Raw genomic sequence first — 20,311 nt, forward strand, 5'->3', positions numbered from 1 at the left:
TCGGCCGCCTGAAGGACTGGCGCCGCGTCGCCACCCGCTACGACCGCTGCCCCATCGCCTTCTTCTCTGCCGTCGCCCTCGCTGCCACCGTCATCTTCTGGCTGTGATCAACGAGTCCTGACCCTAGCTTGGCGCCGGCTAAGACGCCCGCAACCGCCCCGGCGATGCCGCCCATCACCACGCCCGCAACCGCTCCAACTGCGGCACCAGCAGGTCCTGCGGCAAGCCCAGCAACTGCGCCGATAGATGCCCCTGCCTCCGCTCCTGCGGCGGCGGCTGTCGTAGCGGTCGCAGCTGCGGTGACTACGCCAGCGGCACCACCAGCAGCACCCGCAATGCCACCGATGGCTCCGCCCGTCCGCTCTCCCGCCTTCCGGCGCTCAATATTCGTCGATCCACACTTCGGACAGGCAGTAGGCATGCTTTGCAATCCCCCACGTCGCTCTCGATATGGCGCGCAGCAGTAGTTACCCGCAAGTCAAATTCTCAGATTACGTGAAAGACTGAGACTACATCCACCGCGTTATCACATGAGATTGAAAGCGCATATATGGGGCGCTTTGAATAGATCACTGTTTACGCCATAGTAACCATCAGCCACTTGCTAAGATGCGTTCCTTAATGAAGTCTGGATAGTGGGCATTCTTGCCTTTCTGTCCAGCAAAACCGAGACGAGAGTATATCTCACCCCCTATACCAGGGACGATATTTCCGCTCTCATCTTTCTCATCATCGGTCGCAAGCAGCCAGTATTGAAATTTGCTCGCTATTTCATCTTCAAACTCAGAGGCAAGACGATCTTCCGCGCCCTTATATATAACGGGCGCCATAATGTGGATCTGCCGGGGGCTAGCGTCCTCAAGCAGATGCATCAGGTTTGTTTTAACGACGCAGGCACCCGAGATGATCGACTTTACAACAATCAGATGCTCAAGCTCCTCCGGTATCGGTTCACGGTACTCGTTAACGATCGGTGCGATGTCCAATCCCTTCAGACCGCTAGGCTTCTTCCGGGTGTTCCAGAAGCAAGCCACCGAGGTGAGCGCGTGGGCCTGCTGAAGGGCCTCAGCGATACCCGCTGCCAGGTAGTCCGCGTCTTCGACGGTAACGGCTAGATACACCGTTTGCCCGGATACGCTGTTCAGACGCGCAAAAGAGCGGCCGAGGGCGCGACCAACCTCGCGCATGGCCTTGCCATATGCGTCAGCCGAGAGTTCGAGATTAGCCAAGAGGCCAAGCGCTTTGATCGCGTCGAGACCAGCCGCGTCTGCCAACGGAGATAGAATGCGCGTGCTCATACGTGCGCCTTCAGCACATCGAAAAAGCCGAAAAAGTCGGTCGGCGCAGCTCTAACAAGCGCCTGCACGAACGAGTCGAACTGGACGGTGTGGCAGTGGTATTCCGCAACGCCGCGCTGCATGCCATCTCGCCATTCATAGCCGAAAAAGTTCTTGTGTATGTAGAATCGAAGTCCGGGCACATTGTCGAGTACTTTTTTGCATCCGTGGGCATAGCGTATGGAGGCTTTAAAGGTGCCACGACGCCCCCCGGCGCGTGCGCTGCCTGGTTGACGAGCGCTTCCAAGGTCTGATCGCCTGTCGAACCAATCCACGTACCAAGCAGCATGGGCCATACCTGCTCACGTGCGACGCGCTCAGGCGGCCTTGGGCTAAGCGCTGCAAGCGCGTCGCTAAGATCGGTGAGTTTCGCGATGAGGTCGACGTCACTCAACCCTTCCGGGAAAGCTAATACGTCTACTTCAGAGATGTCACCTGGCCGAGATGCCGTCAAAGCTGCGCGTTGGGCCTCATTGCTTACCACCAGCCGGTACGCAGCGGTAATCCCGCTGGCCGCATCAAGGAGTCGCTGCATCCGGAAGTCGTCGGACAACGGGTGGTCGCCAGTGTTCCAGCTCGCTCCCCCGCTTTTCAGCTGCTCAAGGGTCCGCCCGGTAACACGCCCGGTGATGAAGTCGTCCACAAAGCAGAGCACCTGATCGTGGAAGGTGACCTTGGTCCCATCGTCCCCCTTCGCATGCGCTTCCGCCGCGGCCAACGCGATGCGGTAGGCACCGTAGGAGGTTTCGAAGTCTCGGCCCTTCGCGCTCGATCGGCCACCACGGTTTTTGTTTTGCGCCTAATTAGCCGCATCACTCCCCAGTGTGCTCTCAATCGTCGCTGAGTCGTACATCCGCCACCCTCGGGATTGGTGTCTGAAACGCACTATGGGGTCGAGTGTGGGAACGCTAAGAACGCTGCCCGCTAAAAACACAGCTGATGCAGTGCCTTAGCCTCAGGGAAATGGATGCCCGACAAGGACTCGAACCTTGATTGACGGAGTCAGAGTCCGCTCTCTTACCATTAGAGGATCGGGCAACGAGGGCGCGTCTCTATGCCGGGTCTCCGCGACTGTCAACGCCCATTTTGCCATGCCGCTTGCCGTGCTCAAGCAGCGCTGCTAGCCTGTGTTCCAAGCACCGGCGGATCGCTGTTCGAGCGGTTTCGTGACGGAAGAAAAAAGTGAGATTGACGGCAATGGTGGAAATTCCCGCCGAATTGCCGCGCCGGCGGGACTCCGCTCCCGCCCGTTCGGCAAGGCAGCAACCGGCGCACCCGCGCGGCGGCTTTGCACGGCATTACGCCGCGCTCGACCTTGGCACCAACAATTGCCGGCTGCTGATCGCGCGCCCGCAGGGCGAGGGCTTCGCGGTCGTTGACGCGTTCTCGCGCATCGTACGGCTGGGCGAGGGGCTCGCCTCGTCCGGAAAGCTGTCGGATGAGGCGATTGAGCGCACGATTGCGGCGCTGAAGGTTTGTTCGGACAAGCTCCGCCGCCGCAACGTGACGCTGGCGCGCTCGGTCGCGACCGAGGCATGCCGCCGGGCGTCGAACGGGCACGACTTCATCGCGCGCGCCTATGACGAGACGGGCATCCACCTCGACATCATCTCCGCCGAAGAGGAAGCACGCCTCGCGGTGCTCGGCTGCCACGCGCTGCTCGAACCCGGCACGGGCCCCGCGCTGGTGTTCGACATCGGCGGTGGCTCGACCGAACTGGTGCTGATCGACACGCGCGGCACCGTGCCGACGGTCAAGGACTGGCATTCCGCGCCCTGGGGCGTCGTCTCGCTGACCGAGAGCGCGGGCGGCGGCGACAGCGCGGCCGAGCGCGCGGCGAGCTACGCCCGGATGCGCGCGCTGGTACGCGACAGCTTCGCGCCCTTTGCCGCGCGCTTGCCGTCGCCCGGTGAGCGCCCACGACTGCTCGGCACCAGCGGCACCGTGACGACGCTGGCGAGCGTCCATCTCGAGCTGGAGCGGTACGACCGCGCCAAGGTCGACGGGCTGATCGCGCCGGCTGCGGCGATGCGGCGGATCAGCCAGGATCTCGCCGGCATGTCGATCAGTGAGCGCGCACGTTTCCCCTGCATCGGGCGCGAGCGCGCCGATCTGGTGGTGGCGGGCTGCGCGATCCTTGAGGGCATTCTCGATCTGTGGCCGGCCGAGCGGCTGGGCATCGCCGACCGCGGCATTCGCGAGGGCATCCTGCGTCGATTGATGGAAGCACGCTGAGTTTATGTCGAGAGGAGGATCAGGCGGTCGCACCCGCGTCCGCACCGCGCGCGGGCGCAGCGCGCAGTCGACCCGCTGGCTGGAGCGCCAGCTGAACGACCCTTATGTCCGCAAGGCCAAGGCGGAGGGGTATCGCAGCCGCGCAGCGTACAAGCTGCTCGAGCTCGACGAGCGGTTCGGTTTCCTGCGCGGGCAGAAGAAGATCATCGATCTCGGCATCGCGCCGGGCGGATGGAGCCAGGTGGTGAAGCGCCGCACCCCCGCCGCGACCGTGGTCGGCATCGACCTGCTGCCCGTCGATCCGATCGACGGCGTGACGATCCTGCAGATGGACTTCATGGACGATGCCGCGCCCGATCAATTGACCGAGGCGCTGGGCGGGGCCGCCGACCTCGTCCTGTCCGACATGGCGGCGAACACCGTCGGCCACCAGCAGACCGATCACCTTCGCACGATGGCGCTGGTCGAGGCCGGGCTCGCCTTTGCGATCGACGTGCTGCGCCCGGGCGGTGCCTATGTCGCCAAGGTGTTCGCGGGCGGCGCCGATGCCGATCTGGTTGCTGAGATGAAGCGCAACTTCACCACCGTGAAGCACGCCAAGCCGCCCGCCAGCCGCAAGGATTCGTCCGAATGGTACGTGATCGCGCAGGGGTTCAAGGGACGTGCGGACGCGGTCGAGCAGGTGTCGGACAACGCCGACGCATGATGCGCTTGCATCCGGTGCGCGGTTCGGGCGTTGAAGTTACGTCCTGATCGGCGCTGCAACCGGTTTGTCGCAGTGATCCACGCGGGCGTATCTGCGTAATCGCGCCGGAACAGTCGTCCGGTACCCCCAACCCGCTCGCTGAGGAGGGTCGCCGTATGAGGCCGGAAACGCTGAGTGAAGGTCAGGAGCCGGACGGTGCAGAGGCGCTCGCCGCAGCGCGGCTGGGAATCGCGCCGGCACGATTCAGCACCGCTAGCGACAAGGCCGGGCTCGACGCCTTGTGCCGCTTCGCCGCCGAAGCCTATTTCGACAACCCGCTGCCCGCGATGTTCAAGGAACGGCTGTTCGTGCGCCTGTCGCAGGCAGCCGGGGTGCGATACTGCCTGGTGCGTCACCTCAGCCGCCTGACCGGCAACGGTTTCCCTGCCGGTGACCGCCACGTCGTTCCCGACGCGCCCGCATCCGCGGCAGCATTGCTCGCGCGACCTTTCTTCGGCGAAGTCGATGTCGAGATGTTGACCGCCGCAATCCGCGCGCACGACCATCTGCCCGAGCTGCCGATAGTGGGATCGGAAGCCGAGGGCGTGTTGATCGACGCGCTCGCCTGCACCTTCACCCATCCGCGTACCGCCGTGCCGGTGGCGGAAGCGCTGACCGAAGCCATTGGCGCGACCTGGTACGCGCAGATAGTGGCGCTGTTGTCCTACGTGCGCGCCGAACATTTCTGGGCGCTGGCGCATCCGGAGCTGTCGTGCGCCGACGATCTGGCGCTGATCGAGCGCTGCTCACCCGAGCTGGCGGCAATGCTCGATGGCGGGTCCGCTCCCGTACCGGGAACACAGGAGTCAGAGGATGGTGCCAGGCGCGCGCGTGGTTCCGACGAGCTGCAACGGCTGCTCGACTATACCGCGTTCGGCATCATGGCGCTGACCCGCGACGGTGTGCTGGTCGAGGCGAACGACCGCCTGCTGGCGAAGCTTGGGCGAGGGCGCGAAGAACTGATCGCCGGAACGTTGAGTTGGGCTGGGCTGATCGCGCCCGAGCATGCGGTGGAAAGCCGGCATCACTTCACCGCCTTTGCCGCCACCGGCAAGATGGGGCCGTTCGAGACGCAGTTCCTGCTACCCGACGGCACGCGCAAATGGGTGCTGATCGCAGGTCGCGAGCTGGTCGACGGAACGCTGGTCGCATTCGCGATCGACGTCGACGCGGGCAAGCGCGCCGAGGCTGCGCTTGCGGAGAGCGAGGCGCGCCACCGCGCGCTGATCGAGGGTATTCCGCAGCTGGTCTGGCGCGCGGTCGACGGCGGCGAGTGGACGTGGTCGAGCCCGCAGTGGAGCGAGTTCACCGGGCTGAGCGCGCGCGATAGCCTGGGGTTCGGCTGGGAGGCGGCGGTGCACCCGAGCGACCGGGCGGCCGCGCGCGCATTCTGGCAGACGGCGGAGCTGACCGGGCGGTTGGAGATGGAAAGCCGCATCCTTCACGCCGCGACCGGCGAGTATCGCTGGTTCGCAACCCGCGCGACCCCGGTGCGCGACGATGCGGGGGAGATCACCGAGTGGCTCGGCACCTCCACTGACGTTCATGATCTGCGCACCATGCAGGAACGCTACGTCCGGCTCGCGGCGGAATTGCAGCACCGCGCCCGCAACATCCTGTCGGTCATTCGCTCGGTGTTCAACCGCACCGCAGAGGCGACCGAGGATCGCGCGGACATGATCGACCATTTCCGCGGGCGGCTGGACGCGCTGGCGCGCACGCAGGTGACCGTCACCCGCCACCCGGACGGCGTTGCCGACCTGGAGACGCTGGTGCGCGACGAGTTGATCGGCGTCGGACTGGGCGATGCCGAGCGCGTGACGATCACCGGCCCGGATGTCGCGCTGCCGCTCGCGCTGTCCGAGGCGATGGGGCTGGCGGTGCATGAGCTGACCACGAACGCGGTGAAGTTCGGCGCGCTGAAATCCAGCGGCGGCGCGCTCGATATCCGCTGGCGCTTTGACATGGATCATAGCGGCGCACGGGCGCTGGATTTCACATGGCAGGAACGCGGCGTTCCCGCGGTGGCGACCAACCCCACTCGCGACGGCTTCGGGCGCGAGGTCATCGAGCAGATGCTGCCCGAACGGCACGGCGCGACGACCAGCCTGTCGTTCCAGGGCGGCGGGGTGCATTGCTCGATCCGCATGCCGCTGCCGCAAGGAGACGGGTGATGCAGCGTGAGCGGATGCGTGACATGAATGGACGGCTCACCAAGGCACGCGCGCAGATGGTAGAGATCGAGTTCCCGATCGCGTCCGTGCCAACACGGCATGCCCAGACGGTGAGTGGAACATCTGCCTTTGGCATGAACCCGACACCCGTCACCTCGGCGGCGATCGATGATCGCTTCGCCGCAACGCAGGTTCCGCATCGCGCCAACCTGAGTTATGACCCTAAAACACGACCCGATCGTAGCCGCGCACCGGCGCGTTTGATCGGACTATGTTCGCGAGCAATCTCGACCGACGCAATTTCCGCAGTGGGCGGGCAGGGAGGCAACACATGATCAACGCCCGCCGCAACAGCGAAGAACGGTCAACCGCGCGCTTGAGCCTGTCGCAGCGCGCGCCGCTCGACAACGAGGCAGTGCGCCTGCTGGAGGAGGCAGCGCGCACATCCTACGCCTTGCGCGCGCGTCAGGAGCTTCTTGTCGCCGGAAATCCGATCGAGGCGCCGCTCATCCTGCTCGACGGCTGGGCCGCGCGCGTGCGCATCCTGCCCGACGGACGGCGGCAGATCGTCAGCCTGCTCCTCCCCGGCGAGATCACGGGATTGAGCGACTTGGCCCAACCGTTGTCGAGCGCGACGATCGTCGCGCTGACGCCGGTGCGCGTTTGTGCCGCCCCGCCATGCGGCGCATCGGCCGCGCTCGACCTCGCTTATGCCGTCAGCCGCGCGCACGACGAGGCGTTCCTGCTCGCCCAGATCACGCGGCTTGGACGGATGAACGCGCAGGAACGGATCATGGACCTGCTGCTCGAACTGCGCGACCGGCTCGATCACGCCGGACTCGTCCATGACAACAGCTTCGACGTGCCGCTGACGCAGGAAACCATGTCGGACGCGCTCGGTCTGACCCCGGTCCATGTCAACCGCATGCTCCAGGCCGCGCGCAAGGCGGGGGATCTGGTGTGGACGGGCAAGCGGATCACGCTCAGCGATCCGGCGCGCTCGGCGCGCGAGCTCGGCCGCGTGCCGTTGCTCGTCCGTGCTGGCTGACGCGGCGGCCGAACGGCGCGGGGTGGCGGAAACCCTTTCGGCTGCTCGACCATTGAGCGGGCACGAAGGAGTTCTCGCGTCATGCTCAAGCCCGCCATTCTCGCCGCGATCGGTGCCGTCGCGCTCGCCGGCTGTCAGGAACAGATCGACCGTCAGGCGGATCGCCAGGCCGACCGGATCGGCAATGCGATGGCGGATGACGTCAACGATGCCGCCGCCAACGTATCGGGCAGCCTCGATAATCTGAGTGACGCGATCCGCGGTCAGGCGAACCGGGTCGGTGCGCGCGCGGTCGACGAGGCGGCGAACCAGACCAGCCGAGCGGCGAACGACCTCGCCGACCAGATCCGTCGCCACGGCGACCGCGCGGTCGACGACATGGGCGCCGCGCTGCAGGGGGCGGGCGCTTCGCTACGCGACCGCGACGCTCCGCGCGAACCGGTTGAGGATCGCGGCTACGACGACGGCGGTCGCCGCGACGATCGGCGCTGAGCGCCATCGGCGATCTTAGGCCTCGTTCAGCCCTTAAGCTTCGTTCAGCAACGCGCGCGATTCGGCGCTTGCCCAGTCGCGCTCACCGGTAACGCGCCACACCTCGCGCCCACGCTTGTCGTACAGGATCGTGGTCGGCAAATTGGCGTTCAACGCCAGGCTGAGCCCCAATTGCGGATCGTACATCGGCTCGATCGCCGACAGGTGACGATCGGCGAAGAAGGCGCGCGCCTTTTTCGGGTCCATATCCTCGCTCACCGCGACGAAGCGGACGCGGCCCGACGATGCCTTCGCCGCGGCATCAAGCGTCGGCATTTCCTTCACGCACGGCGCGCACCATGTCGCCCACAGGTTGACCAGCGTCGGCTTGCCGCCGAACGCCTTGACCGTCAGCGGCTTGCCTGCCGCATTGGCAAAGGCGGCGGCGGGTGCCGCCTCGCCCTTGTGGCTGCGATCGACCGTTCCCGCCTTTTGCGCCGACGCGGTCGAGGGGGGTGCTTCGTCGGCGCTTGGCGCGCTGACCTGCTCCGTCGTCTGGTTCGCCACCGCTTGCCCGTTACCCGATGCGGGCTTATCGCAACCCGCGATCGTCGTCGCGATCCCGAGGAGAAGTACGATCGCCGAGCGCGCTGACATGAACGGTTCCAATCAGATGTGGGGCGGGCGGTTCGCCGAAGGGCCGGCGGCCGTGATGCGCGAGATAAATGCCTCCATCCCCTTCGACAAGCGAATGTGGCGGCAGGACATCGCCGGCAGCCGCGCGCATGTCGCGATGCTGGGCGCGCAGGGTATCGTCGCGCCGCAGGACGCAGCCGCAATCGCCGCCGGGCTCGACCAGGTTGCCGCAGGCTACGAGGCCGACGGCGTGCCGGTCGATCTCGCGCTCGAGGACATCCACATGGCAACCGAGGCGCGGCTCGCCGACGTGATCGGCCCCGTCGCCGGTCGGCTCCACACCGCGCGCAGCCGCAACGACCAGGTCGCGACTGATTTCAAACTCTGGGTGCGCGACGCGACTGATCAGGTGCTCGCTGCGCTCTCTGCACTCGACACCGCACTGCTCGCGCGCGCCGAGGAGCATGCCGACAGCGTCATGCCCGGCTTCACCCACCTGCAATCGGCACAGCCGGTGACGCTCGGCCATCATCTGATGGCGTATCACGAGATGATCGCGCGCGACGCGAGCCGTTTTGCCGACAACCGCGCGCGCGCCAACCTGTGCCCGCTCGGCTCGGCGGCGCTGGCGGGCACCGGCTTCCCGCTCGACCGACACGCCACCGCCGCGGCACTCGGGTTCGACGCGCCGACGCGCAACTCGCTCGACGCGGTCAGCGACCGCGACTTCGCGCTCGATTACCTGATGGCGGCGAGCCAGTGCGCGCTGCATCTCTCGCGTTTGGCCGAGGAGTTCGTGCTGTGGGCGTCGCAGCCGTTCGGCTTCGTCAGCCTCTCCGACCAATGGTCGACCGGCAGCTCGATCATGCCGCAGAAGCGCAACCCCGACGCTGCCGAGCTGGTGCGCGGCCATGCCGGGCGGATCACCGGCTGCCTCGTCAGCCTGATGGTGACGATGAAGGGCCTGCCGCTGGCGTACTCAAAGGACATGCAGGACGACAAGCCGCCGGTGTTCGAGGCGCACGACCTCTTGGGCCTGTGCCTCGCCGCAATGACGGGCATGGTCGAGAGCGTCACGTTCCGCACCGACCGGATGCGCGCCCTCGCCGAGAGCGGGTTCGCGACCGCGACCGACCTCGCCGACTGGCTGGTGCGCGAGGGTGACGTGCCGTTCCGCGAAGCGCACCACATCACCGGCCGCGCGGTCGCGCGCGCGGAAAGCCTCGGCGTCACGCTCGACCGCGTACCGCTCGCCGATCTGCAGGCGATCGACCGCCGCATCGACGCGCGCGTGTTCGACGTACTGTCGGTCGACGCCTCGGTCGCCAGTCGGACGAGCTTCGGCGGCACCGCACCCGCCAACGTGCGCGCGGCGATCCGGGCCGCTCGGGGAGAGAATGCATGAAGGCTGTTCTGCTGATCGCCGCCGCGCTGCCGCTTGCCGCGTGCGGCTCGACGCAGGATCTGAAGCCTGCCCCCGGTGCCGCACTGCCCGTCGCGCCGCGCGGAGCAAGCGCTACGCCGACGATCGACCAACTGCTCACCCCTTCGGTGCAGGCACGCCCGACCCGCAGCAACGAGCTGCTGACCCAGTCCAAGCCTCGCAAGCCCGACGAGTTCGACCTGCCCCCGCAATGACCCATTTCCATCATCAGAACGGTGCCTTGTGGTGCGAGGGCGTACCCTTATCGCGCATCGCAGACGAGGTCGGCTCGCCCGTCTACGTCTATTCCGCGGCGGCGTTTCGTGACCATGCGCGCAACTTTCGCGGTGCATTGTCGGGGGTGGCGCGCAAGCACCTGGCTTACGCGATCAAGGCCAATCCGAATATCGCGGTGCTGCGCCTGCTCGCCGCCGAAGGCTATGGCGCGGACGTCGTCTCGGGCGGCGAGATGGCGCGCGCGCTGGCGGCCGGCATGCCCGCCGCCGACATCGTCTTCTCGGGCGTCGGCAAGACGCCGGCCGAGCTGACGCGCGGGTTGGATGCCGGGATCGGGCAGTTCAACATCGAGCTGGAGGAGGAGGGCGTCGTGCTCGCCCGCCTCGCCGCCGAACGCGGGACAACCGCGCGCGCGGTGCTGCGCGTCAACCCGGACGTGGACGCGGGCACGCACGCCAAGATTTCGACGGGCCGCAAGGAGAACAAATTCGGCGTGCCGATCGACCAGGCCGCGGCGATGTTCGCGCGGCTGTCGGCGCTGCCCGGGCTCGACCTCCAAGGCGTCGCGATCCACATCGGCAGCCAGCTGTTCGATCTCGCCCCGCTCGAAGCGGCGTACATGCGCGTCAAGGCGCTGGTCGACGAGCTGCGCGCCGCCGGCCACCGCATCACGCGAGTCGACCTCGGCGGCGGCTTGGGCGTCGCCTACAAGGCCGACGATCGCCCGACGCCGCCGGCCGATTACGGCGCGATGGTGGAGCGGGTCACGCGCGGCTGGGATGTCGAGCTGATGTTCGAACCCGGCCGCGTCATCGCGGCAAACGCGGGCGTGCTGCTGACGCGCGTCATCTGGGTCAAGCCCGGCGTGGTGAACCCCTATGTCATCGTCGACGCGGCGATGAACGACCTCGCGCGCCCCGCGCTCTACGACGCGTGGCACGACTTCGCGGCGGTCACTCCGTCAGGCGAGCGCATGACCGCCAATATCGCCGGGCCGGTGTGCGAGACCGGCGACACCTTCGCGATGGCGCGCGAGATCGACCGCGTCGCGAGCGGCGATCTCGCTGTCTTCCACAGCGCAGGCGCGTACGGCGCGACGATGGCGTCGACCTACAACAGCCGCGCGCTCGTGCCCGAGGTGTTGGTCGACGGCGACCGCTACGCCGTGGTTGCCGATCGCATCGCCGCTGAGACGATCCTGGCCGCCGAGCGCGTGCCGGAATGGCTGTGATCTTCGGAGCGTTTGGGTGAGCGACTGGCCCGCGCTGCCGATCTTCGTTCGCCTGTCCGGCCGCGCGGTCGTGCTGGTGGGCGAGGGTGAAGCCGCCGACGCCAAGCGCCGTCTGCTCGAACGCGCCGGCGCGGTAATCGTGGGAGAGGATCGTGCGGACGAGGCGCGACTGGCGGTCGTCGCCGACGACGAACCCGCCGCGCACCGGCTCAAGCAGCGCGGCCTGCTCGTCAACGTCGTCGACCGACCCGAGCTGTGCGATTTCACGCTACCCGCGATCGTCGACCGCGCACCGGTGCTGGTCGCGGTCGGTACCGGCGGCGTGTCGGCGGGGCTCGCCGCTGCGGTGCGCCAGCGGCTGGAGGCGATCCTGCCCGCGCGGCTCGGCCGATTGGCAGAAGCGCTGCACGCTGCGCGCGGAGCCTTGCGCGCGCGCTTTCCCGAGACGGCGGCGCGGCGGCGTGCGATCGGGGCGGCGCTGGCACCGGGTGGCGCGCTCGACCCGATGCGCGACCAAGACGATACGAATGTGGCCGACCGGATCGCCGCTGGTGCAGCACCGCGCGTCGAGCAAATCCGGTTGCGCTCGGTTGATCCCGACGACCTCACCCTGCGCGAGGCACGCTGGCTGGCGCAGGCGGACCGGGTCACCCACCGTGCAGAGGTGCCGAGCGCCGTGCTCGACCGCGCCCGCGCCGATGCGGTCCGCGAACAGACCGGGGTTGCGGTACACGAAAGCTGGGAAGGCCTGACCGTCGACGTATCGCTTGCTGGAGTGCCGGAATGACCGGCTTTGCCTATCGCATCAATGACGGCCATGCAGAGCCGGTGGCGATCGATCAGGCGCTCGGTTGCGGCGCGCCGTTCGTCTGGGTTCACCTCGCCACCACCGCCGAGCATGCGCAGGCGTGGCTGCGCGACAAGGCCAGGCTTGAGCCATTCACCGTTGACGCACTGACCGCGAACGAGACGCGCCCGCGCTGCGAGAAGATGGGCGGCGCAGCAGATGGGGGGGCCTTCCTCAACCTGCGCGGCCGCACCGACGAGGAGATCGAATCCTCCGACATGCTCGCCTCGATCCGCATCTGGGCGGCGAAGGGGCGCGTCGTCTCGGTCACGCGCAAGAAGCTCGTTGCGCTCGACGCGGTGATCGAGGAGGTGAAGACCGGCGCGATCCGCGACCCCGGCGACCTGCTGACCGCCTTCGCGACCGAGATCACCGAGGACCTCGATCCCGTCGTCGCCGACCTGGGCGACTGGCTCGACGATTGCGAGCAGAAGCTTGATGTGAAACGCATCTTCGCGTTGCGCCGCGGCGTCACGCGCGTCCGCTCGGAGGCGATCAATTACCGGCGGTTTCTCAACCCGCAGCGGATCGCGCTCGAACGCCTCGCCACGCTGCCGGGCGACTGGCTGGGCGACGACGACCGCGCGCATCTGTCCGCCGCCGCCGATCGCGCCGCGCGCATGGCGGAGGAGGTCGAGGCGATCCGCGAGCGCGCCAGCGTGGTGCACGAGGCGCTGACCGACCTGCGCGCCGAGCAGCTCGATTCGCGCAGCCTGGTGATCGCGATCGCGGCAATGGTGTTCCTGCCGCTGACCTTTATCACCGGGTTATACGGCATGAACGTCGACGGGCTGTGGTTCGCGCACGAGCCCTGGGCCTTTGACGCGATCGTCGGGCTATGCGTGCTGATCGCGGTCAGCACGACGCTGTTCTTCGTGCGTCACCGCTGGATCGGGCGCGGCACCGGCGCGGAGTGATCCGCGGGCTCACGACGATAGCAGCTTCGCGATCCAGCGGCTGCGCTCGAACTGGCTGCACACGATCGCGATCGCCGCGGTCAGCGGCACCGCGATCAGCGCTCCCGCAATCCCCCACACCCAGCTCCAGAACGTCATCGCGACGATGATCGCCAGCGGGGAGAGCGACAGCTGCTTGCCCTGCAGGATCGGGTAGACGACGTTGCTGATCGTCAGCTGCAGCACCACGAACCCGGCGAAGACGAGCGCGGGCATCTGCCATCCGCCAAACTGGATGAACGCGAAGATCACCGGCGGCACGATCCCGACGATGTTGCCGATCACCGGCACGAAATTGAGCAGGAAGTTGAGGATACCCCAGACCAGCGCGAGTTCCAGCCCGGTCATCCACGACCAGGCCGCGGACGCGACGCCGGTCAGGATGCTGGTCGCGAGCGTGGTGCCCAGATAGCGGCGGATCTGGCGCGAAATCTCCTCGCCCACCTCCAGCATGTCGCGCCGCGCGTGACCGTCGAACATCTCGTACAGCTTGCGCCTGAGCCGCGGTACCTCGGGCAGGCCGAGCACCACGACGATGCCGATGAACCCGACATAGGTGACGAACGCATACACCCCGCTCGCCAGCATCTGCAGCACGCCCATGATCCGCTGTCGATCGATCGTGCCGTTCAAGGGCACGCCGTGCTCCGACGCCGCGCGCGCCATCCGCGCATAGGCCCCCTCGAGCGTGCTCCACTGCGACGACAGCGCCGTGAACACCTGCCCGATCGACAGGTACACCGCGGCCGCGAACGCGCCCAGAATGCCGACCAGCGCCAGCATCGTCAGCGTATAGGCGAGCCACGAGGGCATGAACTTCACCAGCCAGTGCTTGAGCGGCCACAAGGCGGCGACGATAATCGCGGCGAAGGCGACCGGCATCACCACCGCGAACGCGCCGCGCAGCGCGGCGATCAGCAGGATCGCGGTGATGATGCTGAGCAGCCGGTTGCGATACCGGTTCTGTGTCGCAAGGTCGCTCATGTCCGTTTTGTCCCCTCTCGTGCGCGGATCGCCTCGGCGTTCAATCGCGCGCCCAGCAGCAGCGTCCACGCGGACACCAGCAACCACAGCATCAGCACCGCTACCGCCGACAGCGAGCCGTAGGTGTTGTCGAACCGCGCGACGTACGCGACATAGCTGCGGAACGCGAGCGTCGCCGTCAGCCACATCGCCACGCCCGCGATCGTGCCGGGCAGCGCGCGTCGCCACGGCACCGGTCCCGAAGCCGCGGCATAGCGATAGATCAGGATCAGCGCGCCGCCCGCCCCCAGCGTCAGCGACCCGAAAAGGATCACGGTCGACACCAATTGCGCGCCCGGCAGGCCGTCGGGAACGTAGCTCTGCAACAATGCGAGGACGGAGAGCGAGACGAGCGCGGTCAGCACGACGCCCGCGCAGCCGAGCACCAGCAGCGTCGACACGATTTGTCGCCGCCATCCGCGCCGCTCGCGCTCGTTCCAGTAAGCCAGATTGATGCCGTGCAGCATCGAACGCCCCGCACGCCGCGCACTGAACAACGCGACGCCGAGCGATGCGACCAGCGTCACGACCCCGCGCTGATCGAGCACCGGGGAGACGTGCAGGCTACGCACCACGATCCGCTGCGCGTCGGGCGGCAGGATCGCGGTCAACTGCGCCAGATTCGCGGCAACCATCGCTTGCGACACGAACAGCCCATAAGTCGCCGCAATCAGTCCGATCAGCGGAACGAGTGCGAGAAACGCCGCAAAGGCGATCGAACTCGCCGCGATACCGAAATCGTCGCGCACCGCACTGCGGACGGTGCGCGCCGCGATGACGATCCAGTGCGCGGCCACACGCATCGCGATGTGATCGCGCACGCGGCGGAGCGCGGGGAGCTCAGCGATGGTCGCTTCCATGCGCCTCCCGGTTGCCGGACGAGCAGCGGTCAGGCTTCCGGTTCACGTCGCGCGGCACGTTGTTTGTCATCGGGGTCGCATCTCTCCGCGCTAACCGCGCGACGAGGCTCCGCGGTTCCCGTGCGCATCACCGATGCAATGTGAGACCCGATCAGGCGGCGCGCGCCTGTTTCCACGCCTGCGCGATCTCGTCCAGTTCGTCCGCGACGTGACGAAACGGGGCACCCGAATTGCCGATGCTCGCATCGACGACGCGGCGGCGTGCCCCGGCGTAGAGCCGCGCGAGCGTCGCCGACACCTCGCCGCCACGTTCGAAATCCAGCCCGTTCTCCAGCGCGAACAGGATCGCGGTGGCGCGGGTCACGCGCTCGCTCTTGACCGCATAGCGCCCGTTCTCCGCCGCCCAGGCGGAGGTGCGCAGCGCGGCGATCAGTTCCTCGTACAGCAACTGGACGAGCGCCGGGCCGTCCGCGACCGCAGTGCGGCCGGCAAGGTCGATCTCGCGGTACGTGCGCGCCGGATCGCGCAGCATGGCGGATGCATAGGCCATGTCAGTCCTTCGACTTCGACCATTGATCGATCTGCTGCTGCATGAACGACTGGGTCGACTTATACGCCGACACCTTCGCGTTCATGCTCGAGAATTGCTGCGTCAGCCGCGTCGTCATCGAAGCCGCCTGATCGGTCAGCTTGTCCTGCGCATCAGTCACGGTTGCGCGCGATTTCAGGTAATTGGTGTTCGACGCGCCGAGGCCGTAGATCGAGCTGGTCGCGTTGAACTGCAGCGACTGCATCGCCGCGTACAGCCCGCTCGACCCGCCGTAGGAGAAGATCGACTCGACCGCATCGGGATTCTTGGTCATCACCGAGGTCAGCGTCGCGTCGTCGATCTCCAGCAGGCCCTGGCGTGTTGTGCGTACCCCGATGGCGGCAAGCGTGTTGGGCGCGCCGGGAATGGCCGTGTCGCTCAACACCTTGCTGGTCAGCCCCTGCAGCGAGCGCAGCAGGTTCTTCGCCGCCGGATCGGCGCGCAGCACGCCCGTGATCGGGTCGGTCTGATCCTTGATCGTCTGCACGATGCCATTGTAGGTCTCGACGAAGTCGCTGACCGCGTTGGTGATCGCGGTCGTCGGACGGCTCGACGTCAACGTCGTCGTGCCGACAGACGAGAGGTTGAGCTTCGCGCCCGCGATCAGGTCGCTGATCTCGTTGGTCGCGCGCTCGACCGGTACGCCATCCATCGTCAGCTGCGCGTTCTGCGCCGCACTTGAGATCGACATGGGCTTGGAAGAAGAGTCGGAGGCAGTGGGAGGCGCCGCGAGAGGATCAACTGAAAATCGCTTGAGCTCGGGTGTGTCGGCCGAGAGAGAGAAGGCCTGTGCTGCTCCCGTCGCACCCTTCAGCGAGAGATAGGCTCCACCATCGGCATCGGTCACGATCGACGCGGTGACGCCAGACTTCGTCGCGTTGATCGCCGCTGCGATCCCGGACAGCGTGTTGTTGCTGCTGTCGATCTTGATCGGGAAGGTGTCGTCCTTTGCGTCGCCGTCGGCATCAGTACCTTTGATTGACTGCGTACCATCTTCGGCAGTCACGATTGTGCCGATCTTGAGCGTCAGCACGCCCTTGCCGAACTGGCTCGTACCCGGCGTCTGCACCTTCGCACTGACCGCGGTCTGCGCCGTGGCGAGCTGGTTGACCTTGATCGTCGAATTGAGGCCCGACAGCTTCGCACCCGTCAGCGCGGTCGCAGACAGCACGCCCATGTTCGACACAACCGGTTGCGACGCGAGTGTTCCGCTCTTCACCAGCGTTTCCAGCGCCTTGGTGAAATCGGTGATGTTGCTCTTCAGCGTCGACACGGCCGAGATCTGCGACGTGATCGTGTCGAGCTTGCTCGACAACTGCCCCTTCTTGGCCGCGAACTGCGCCTCGACCAGCGAGGTGACGAGGCTGGTCGTATCGACGCCCGATCCCGTCCCCAGCGACGTCAGCAGCGAATTGGTCGCCGAGGTCACGACATTCGCCGTCGACTTCGTCGCAGTGGGCGTCGGCGTGGGCGTCGTGCCGCTCGTGGCGCTGGTTGTCGTGGTCATGGCTGTTCTGATGAAACGACCGCGCGGCCGCGTTCTTTAGCGTTGCTGGATGCCGTTCTCGTCGAAGCGCGCGGTATCGGGCACGTCGATCGGCGGCGGCGTACCGCCTGCGGCCGCATTGACCCCGAACACGAACGCCAGCACGGTCGCGATCGCGAGATACAGATCGTCGCGCACCTCCTGACCCTCGCGGCTGGTGTAATAGACCGCGCGCGCGAGTGCGGGATATTCGAGCACCTGCAAGCCCCGCTCGCCCGCCAGCTCGCGGATCGCCAGCGCGGTCGCACCCCGGCCCTTGGCGACCACCACCGGCACCTGATCGCGCCCGCGATCGTAGCGGAGTGCAACCGCGAAGTGGGTCGGGTTGGTCAGCACGACGTGTGCCTCGCCCACCGCCTTGCGCACGCCTCCCGACAGCATCGCCCGCGCCTGCGCGCGCTGATGCCCCTTCATCTCGGCGTTGCCCTCGCTCTCCTTGTGCTCGTCCTTGACCTCCTGCTTGGTCATGCGGAGCTTACCGAGCAGCTGGATGATCTGCAGCGGCACATCGAGCATCGCGATCCCGACCAGTCCCATCGCCATCACCAGCAGCACGCCGGTCAGCGTCGATCCCAGCGACGAGATCGCCTGATTGATGTTGGAGTAAGCAAGCCCGAAGCTCGACTTCGACACGCCCCACAGCATGTACGCGCCGATGCTGCCGAGCAGGATGACCTTGAGCAGCGACTTGCCGAGCTCGGTCCAGCCGTTCATCCCGAAGATGCGCTTCAGCCCCGATGCCGGGTTGAGCCGCCCGCCCTTGGGGGCGAGCACCGAGGCGTTGAACGACAGGCTGCCGAGCGCGGCCTGGCTGACCACCGCCGCCGCCATCGTGATCGCGAATAATGTGCCGAGCGCGGGGGCGAGCCGCCACCCTGCCTGCACCAGCGGGCGCCACGGCTGGAAATCCTCCACGTCGCCACGATCGAAGGTGAAGCTCGCCGCCATCACCGCCTTGCACGCCGCGATCAGCTGGGGGCCGAAGAAGATCATCCACGCGACACCGGCCAGCACGACGAGCGCAGTGGCGAGGTCCTTCGACTTGAGGACGTCGCCCTTCTCGCGCGCGTCCTTCTTGCGCTTGGCGGTTGGGGCTTCTGTCTTGTCGCCACCCTCCGACATCAGGCGAGCACCAGGCTCTGCGCAGCGGCAAGCGCTTCACGCACGATCACCTGCAGGTAATCGCCCATCGCCGGGAACGCGATCGCGATCGAGACGACCCCGACCGCGAGGCTGGCGGGCAGGCCGATCGCGAACAGGTTGAGCGCGGGCGCCGAGCGCGACAGCATTCCCATGACGAGGTTGAGGCACAGCAGCAAAAAGCCGACCGGCAGCGCCAGCAGCAGTCCGGCGAGAAAGGCGTAGCCGCCGAACAGCGCGATGTCGCGCATCTGCCCCGCCGCCAGCCACGCCGCACCCGGCGGCAGCGCGCGGTAGCTGCGCACGACCATGTCGACGAGCACCAGATGCCCGTCGAGCGACAGGAACAGGAGCGTCAGCATGATCGACAGGAACTGGCCGATCGCAGGCGAAGATCGCCCAGAATTCGGATCGATCATGTTGGCGAAACCGATCCCCATCGCGCCGCCGATAATCTCACCCGCGATCAGTGGTGCTGCGAACGCGATCTGGAGGACGAAGCCGAGCGCGAGCCCGACCAGCGCCTCGGCGACGACCGACAGGATGGTGGTGAGCGTGAAGATTTCCGCCGGCGGCTGGATCGCGTTGGTGCCGAGCACCAGCACCGCGATCGCCCCCGACAGTGCGACGCGAACGGGCAGGGGAACCGACACGTTGCCGAACACGGGCGCGGCGATCAAAGCTGCGCCGACGCGCACCATGACGAACAGCAGCGCCCATAGCTGCGGTTCAATGGCGAGACCGAAACCTAGCATCGCGCAGGGTGCGAGAGGCTGCGTGCCGCAGCCCACGCAACCAAGCGCGGCCGGCAGGCGCGAAGTGCTTGTCCGACGGCGCGGCTCTGCCGCGGCGTGGCTGGATCACGTGGCAAGCGCCGCGGCAAAGCCGCGCCGTCGGTCGGAAGCTGCGCTTCGCCGGCCGGGTTTGCGCCGGACGCGCGGACGTAGCCGCGCTGGCGCTTCACCGCACCAGATCCGGAATACGTGCAAAGATCTCGGTCGTGAAATCGCTCAGCAATCCCAGGATCATCGCACCGAAGATCATGATCGATACCGCGACCACGATCAGCTTGGGCACGAACGACAAGGTCTGTTCCTGGATCGAGGTCGCCGCCTGCACCATGCCGAGGATCAGCCCCGACAATAGCGCCGGGATCAGAATCGGCGCGGCGGCGAGGGCGAGCACCCACATCGTCTGGTTGGCGACGGTCAGGAAGTAATCGGCGTCGGCGAGGGGCTGCATCGGGTGTGTTCCGAGAAGAGTGTCAGGTTGAGGAAGGGTGCGCGTCAGGTCGCGAACGAGTTGGCGAGGCTGCCCATCGTCAGCGCCCAGCCGTCGACCAGCACGAACAGCAGCAGCTTAAATGGCAACGAGATGATCGTCGGCGACAGCATCATCATGCCCAGCGCCATCAACACCGTCGCCACCACCAAGTCGATGACGATGAAGGGCAGGAAGACGAGGAAGCCGATCTGGAACGCGGTCTTCAATTCGCTGGTCACGAACGCAGGGAGCAGCACCGAGTAGGGGATGTCGCGCGGGCTAGCGTAAGGCCCCGACTTCGCCATCTCGGCGAACATCGTCACGTCCTTGACCCGCGTCTGCTTGGCCATGAAATCATGCAGCGGTGCGCCCGCGGTCGAGATCAGCTGCGTGCCGTTCAACCGACCCGCGGCATAGGGCTGGATCGCGGTCGTGTTGATCTGGTTCACCACCGGCGCCATCACGAAGAAGCTGAGGAACAGTGACAGCCCGATCAGCACCTGATTGGGCGGCGTCTGCTGCAATCCCATCGCCTGGCGCAAGATCGACA

General features: G+C 66.7%; 22 protein-coding genes, 1 tRNA gene and 1 pseudogene. 12 read left to right on the plus strand and 12 right to left on the minus strand.

The features are described from left to right. Positions 1-107, plus strand: a pseudogene (locus tag QZ847_RS11535) (IS5/IS1182 family transposase); the annotation flags it as partial. Between the two features lie 486 nt (positions 108-593). Here QZ847_RS11535 and QZ847_RS11540 read toward each other — a convergent pair. The 3 genes from QZ847_RS11540 to QZ847_RS11550 form a co-directional block, all read right to left on the minus strand. Beyond that, positions 594-1,298, minus strand: coding sequence for a hypothetical protein (locus QZ847_RS11540; RefSeq protein WP_294356622.1), 705 nt, complete (start codon positions 1,296-1,298; stop codon positions 594-596). Beyond that, a complete protein-coding gene (locus tag QZ847_RS11545; protein ID WP_294356624.1) occupies positions 1,295-1,612 on the minus strand; it encodes a hypothetical protein in 318 nt (105 codons plus the stop codon). Before QZ847_RS11545 ends, QZ847_RS11540 begins: the two co-directional genes overlap by 4 nt. 689 nt (positions 1,613-2,301) lie before the next feature. Beyond that, positions 2,302-2,375 (minus strand) — tRNA-Gln (locus QZ847_RS11550). A gap of 159 nt (positions 2,376-2,534) precedes the next feature. Here QZ847_RS11550 and QZ847_RS11555 point away from each other — a divergent pair. The 6 genes from QZ847_RS11555 (at position 2,535) to QZ847_RS11580 (ending at position 8,031) form a co-directional block, all read left to right on the plus strand. Next, entirely contained in the window at positions 2,535-3,572 is a 1,038-nt protein-coding gene (locus QZ847_RS11555; RefSeq protein WP_294356658.1) for a Ppx/GppA phosphatase family protein, read from the plus strand. A gap of 4 nt (positions 3,573-3,576) precedes the next feature. Further along, entirely contained in the window at positions 3,577-4,278 is a 702-nt protein-coding gene (locus tag QZ847_RS11560) for an RlmE family RNA methyltransferase (RefSeq protein WP_294356626.1), read from the plus strand. A gap of 155 nt (positions 4,279-4,433) precedes the next feature. Further along, positions 4,434-6,491: a PAS domain-containing protein gene (locus tag QZ847_RS11565; protein WP_294356628.1), complete on the plus strand. Its 2,058-nt coding sequence runs from the start codon at positions 4,434-4,436 to the stop codon at positions 6,489-6,491. Beyond that, positions 6,491-6,826 carry a hypothetical protein gene (locus tag QZ847_RS11570; RefSeq protein ID WP_294356630.1) on the plus strand — a complete coding sequence of 112 codons (336 nt, stop codon included), beginning with the start codon at positions 6,491-6,493 and terminating at the stop codon, positions 6,824-6,826. Before QZ847_RS11565 ends, QZ847_RS11570 begins: the two co-directional genes overlap by 1 nt. Further along, a complete protein-coding gene (locus QZ847_RS11575) occupies positions 6,823-7,539 on the plus strand; it encodes a Crp/Fnr family transcriptional regulator (RefSeq protein ID WP_294356633.1) in 717 nt (238 codons plus the stop codon). Before QZ847_RS11570 ends, QZ847_RS11575 begins: the two co-directional genes overlap by 4 nt. A gap of 81 nt (positions 7,540-7,620) precedes the next feature. Beyond that, positions 7,621-8,031 (plus strand): hypothetical protein, encoded by a 411-nt coding sequence (locus QZ847_RS11580; protein WP_294191315.1) that lies wholly within the window; start codon positions 7,621-7,623, stop codon positions 8,029-8,031. 33 nt (positions 8,032-8,064) lie between these two features. On the opposite strand, the gene QZ847_RS11585 is transcribed toward QZ847_RS11580, so the two are convergent. Beyond that, positions 8,065-8,667 (minus strand): TlpA disulfide reductase family protein, encoded by a 603-nt coding sequence (locus tag QZ847_RS11585; protein WP_294356636.1) that lies wholly within the window; start codon positions 8,665-8,667, stop codon positions 8,065-8,067. A 16-nt stretch (positions 8,668-8,683) separates the two neighbouring features. Between QZ847_RS11585 and argH the strand changes: the two genes are divergently transcribed. The 5 genes from argH to QZ847_RS11610 are packed head-to-tail and all read left to right on the plus strand — an operon-like array spanning position 8,684 to position 13,301. Continuing rightward, the gene (gene argH, locus QZ847_RS11590; protein ID WP_294356661.1) at positions 8,684-10,051 is read left to right on the plus strand and encodes an argininosuccinate lyase; all 1,368 of its coding nucleotides are present in this window, start codon (positions 8,684-8,686) and stop codon (positions 10,049-10,051) included. Further along, positions 10,048-10,284, plus strand: a complete 237-nt coding sequence (locus QZ847_RS11595) for a hypothetical protein (protein ID WP_294356639.1) — start codon at positions 10,048-10,050, stop codon at positions 10,282-10,284. The genes argH and QZ847_RS11595 overlap by 4 nt, the downstream gene beginning before the upstream one ends. After that, positions 10,281-11,537 (plus strand): diaminopimelate decarboxylase, encoded by a 1,257-nt coding sequence (gene lysA / locus QZ847_RS11600; protein WP_294356642.1) that lies wholly within the window; start codon positions 10,281-10,283, stop codon positions 11,535-11,537. Before QZ847_RS11595 ends, lysA begins: the two co-directional genes overlap by 4 nt. Positions 11,538-11,553: 16 nt before the next feature. Then, the gene (locus tag QZ847_RS11605) at positions 11,554-12,324 is read left to right on the plus strand and encodes an NAD(P)-dependent oxidoreductase (protein WP_294356644.1); all 771 of its coding nucleotides are present in this window, start codon (positions 11,554-11,556) and stop codon (positions 12,322-12,324) included. Next, positions 12,321-13,301, plus strand: a complete 981-nt coding sequence (locus QZ847_RS11610; protein WP_294356646.1) for a CorA family divalent cation transporter — start codon at positions 12,321-12,323, stop codon at positions 13,299-13,301. The genes QZ847_RS11605 and QZ847_RS11610 overlap by 4 nt, the downstream gene beginning before the upstream one ends. A gap of 9 nt (positions 13,302-13,310) precedes the next feature. Here the strand turns inward: QZ847_RS11610 and QZ847_RS11615 are convergent, their stop codons facing one another. The 8 genes from QZ847_RS11615 to fliP all read right to left on the minus strand — a co-directional run. After that, positions 13,311-14,324: an AI-2E family transporter gene (locus QZ847_RS11615; RefSeq protein ID WP_294191322.1), complete on the minus strand. Its 1,014-nt coding sequence runs from the start codon at positions 14,322-14,324 to the stop codon at positions 13,311-13,313. Next, the gene (locus tag QZ847_RS11620; RefSeq protein WP_294356648.1) at positions 14,321-15,223 is read right to left on the minus strand and encodes a YihY/virulence factor BrkB family protein; all 903 of its coding nucleotides are present in this window, start codon (positions 15,221-15,223) and stop codon (positions 14,321-14,323) included. The genes QZ847_RS11615 and QZ847_RS11620 overlap by 4 nt, the downstream gene beginning before the upstream one ends. 151 nt (positions 15,224-15,374) lie before the next feature. Then, the gene (gene fliS, locus QZ847_RS11625; protein WP_294356649.1) at positions 15,375-15,773 is read right to left on the minus strand and encodes a flagellar export chaperone FliS; all 399 of its coding nucleotides are present in this window, start codon (positions 15,771-15,773) and stop codon (positions 15,375-15,377) included. Position 15,774: 1 nt separating this feature from the next. Continuing rightward, positions 15,775-17,319 carry a flagellar filament capping protein FliD gene (gene fliD, locus QZ847_RS11630; protein ID WP_294356651.1) on the minus strand — a complete coding sequence of 515 codons (1,545 nt, stop codon included), beginning with the start codon at positions 17,317-17,319 and terminating at the stop codon, positions 15,775-15,777. Positions 17,320-17,355: 36 nt separating this feature from the next. Further along, entirely contained in the window at positions 17,356-18,480 is a 1,125-nt protein-coding gene (locus QZ847_RS11635) for a flagellar biosynthesis protein FlhB (RefSeq protein ID WP_294356653.1), read from the minus strand. Continuing rightward, complete coding sequence (gene fliR / locus QZ847_RS11640) at positions 18,480-19,253, minus strand: flagellar biosynthetic protein FliR (RefSeq protein ID WP_294356655.1); 774 nt, start codon at positions 19,251-19,253, stop codon at positions 18,480-18,482. The genes QZ847_RS11635 and fliR overlap by 1 nt, the downstream gene beginning before the upstream one ends. Positions 19,254-19,458: 205 nt before the next feature. Further along, on the minus strand, positions 19,459-19,740 hold the full coding sequence (gene fliQ, locus QZ847_RS11645; RefSeq protein WP_019517519.1) for a flagellar biosynthesis protein FliQ: 282 nt from the start codon (positions 19,738-19,740) through the stop codon (positions 19,459-19,461). A gap of 44 nt (positions 19,741-19,784) precedes the next feature. Further along, a partial coding sequence (gene fliP / locus QZ847_RS11650; RefSeq protein WP_294356657.1) for a flagellar type III secretion system pore protein FliP occupies positions 19,785-20,311 on the minus strand: 527 nt, incomplete at its 5' end.

The sequence above is a fragment of the uncultured Sphingomonas sp. genome (genome assembly GCF_913778135.1).
In the GTDB taxonomy this organism is placed as follows: domain Bacteria; phylum Pseudomonadota; class Alphaproteobacteria; order Sphingomonadales; family Sphingomonadaceae; genus Sphingomonas.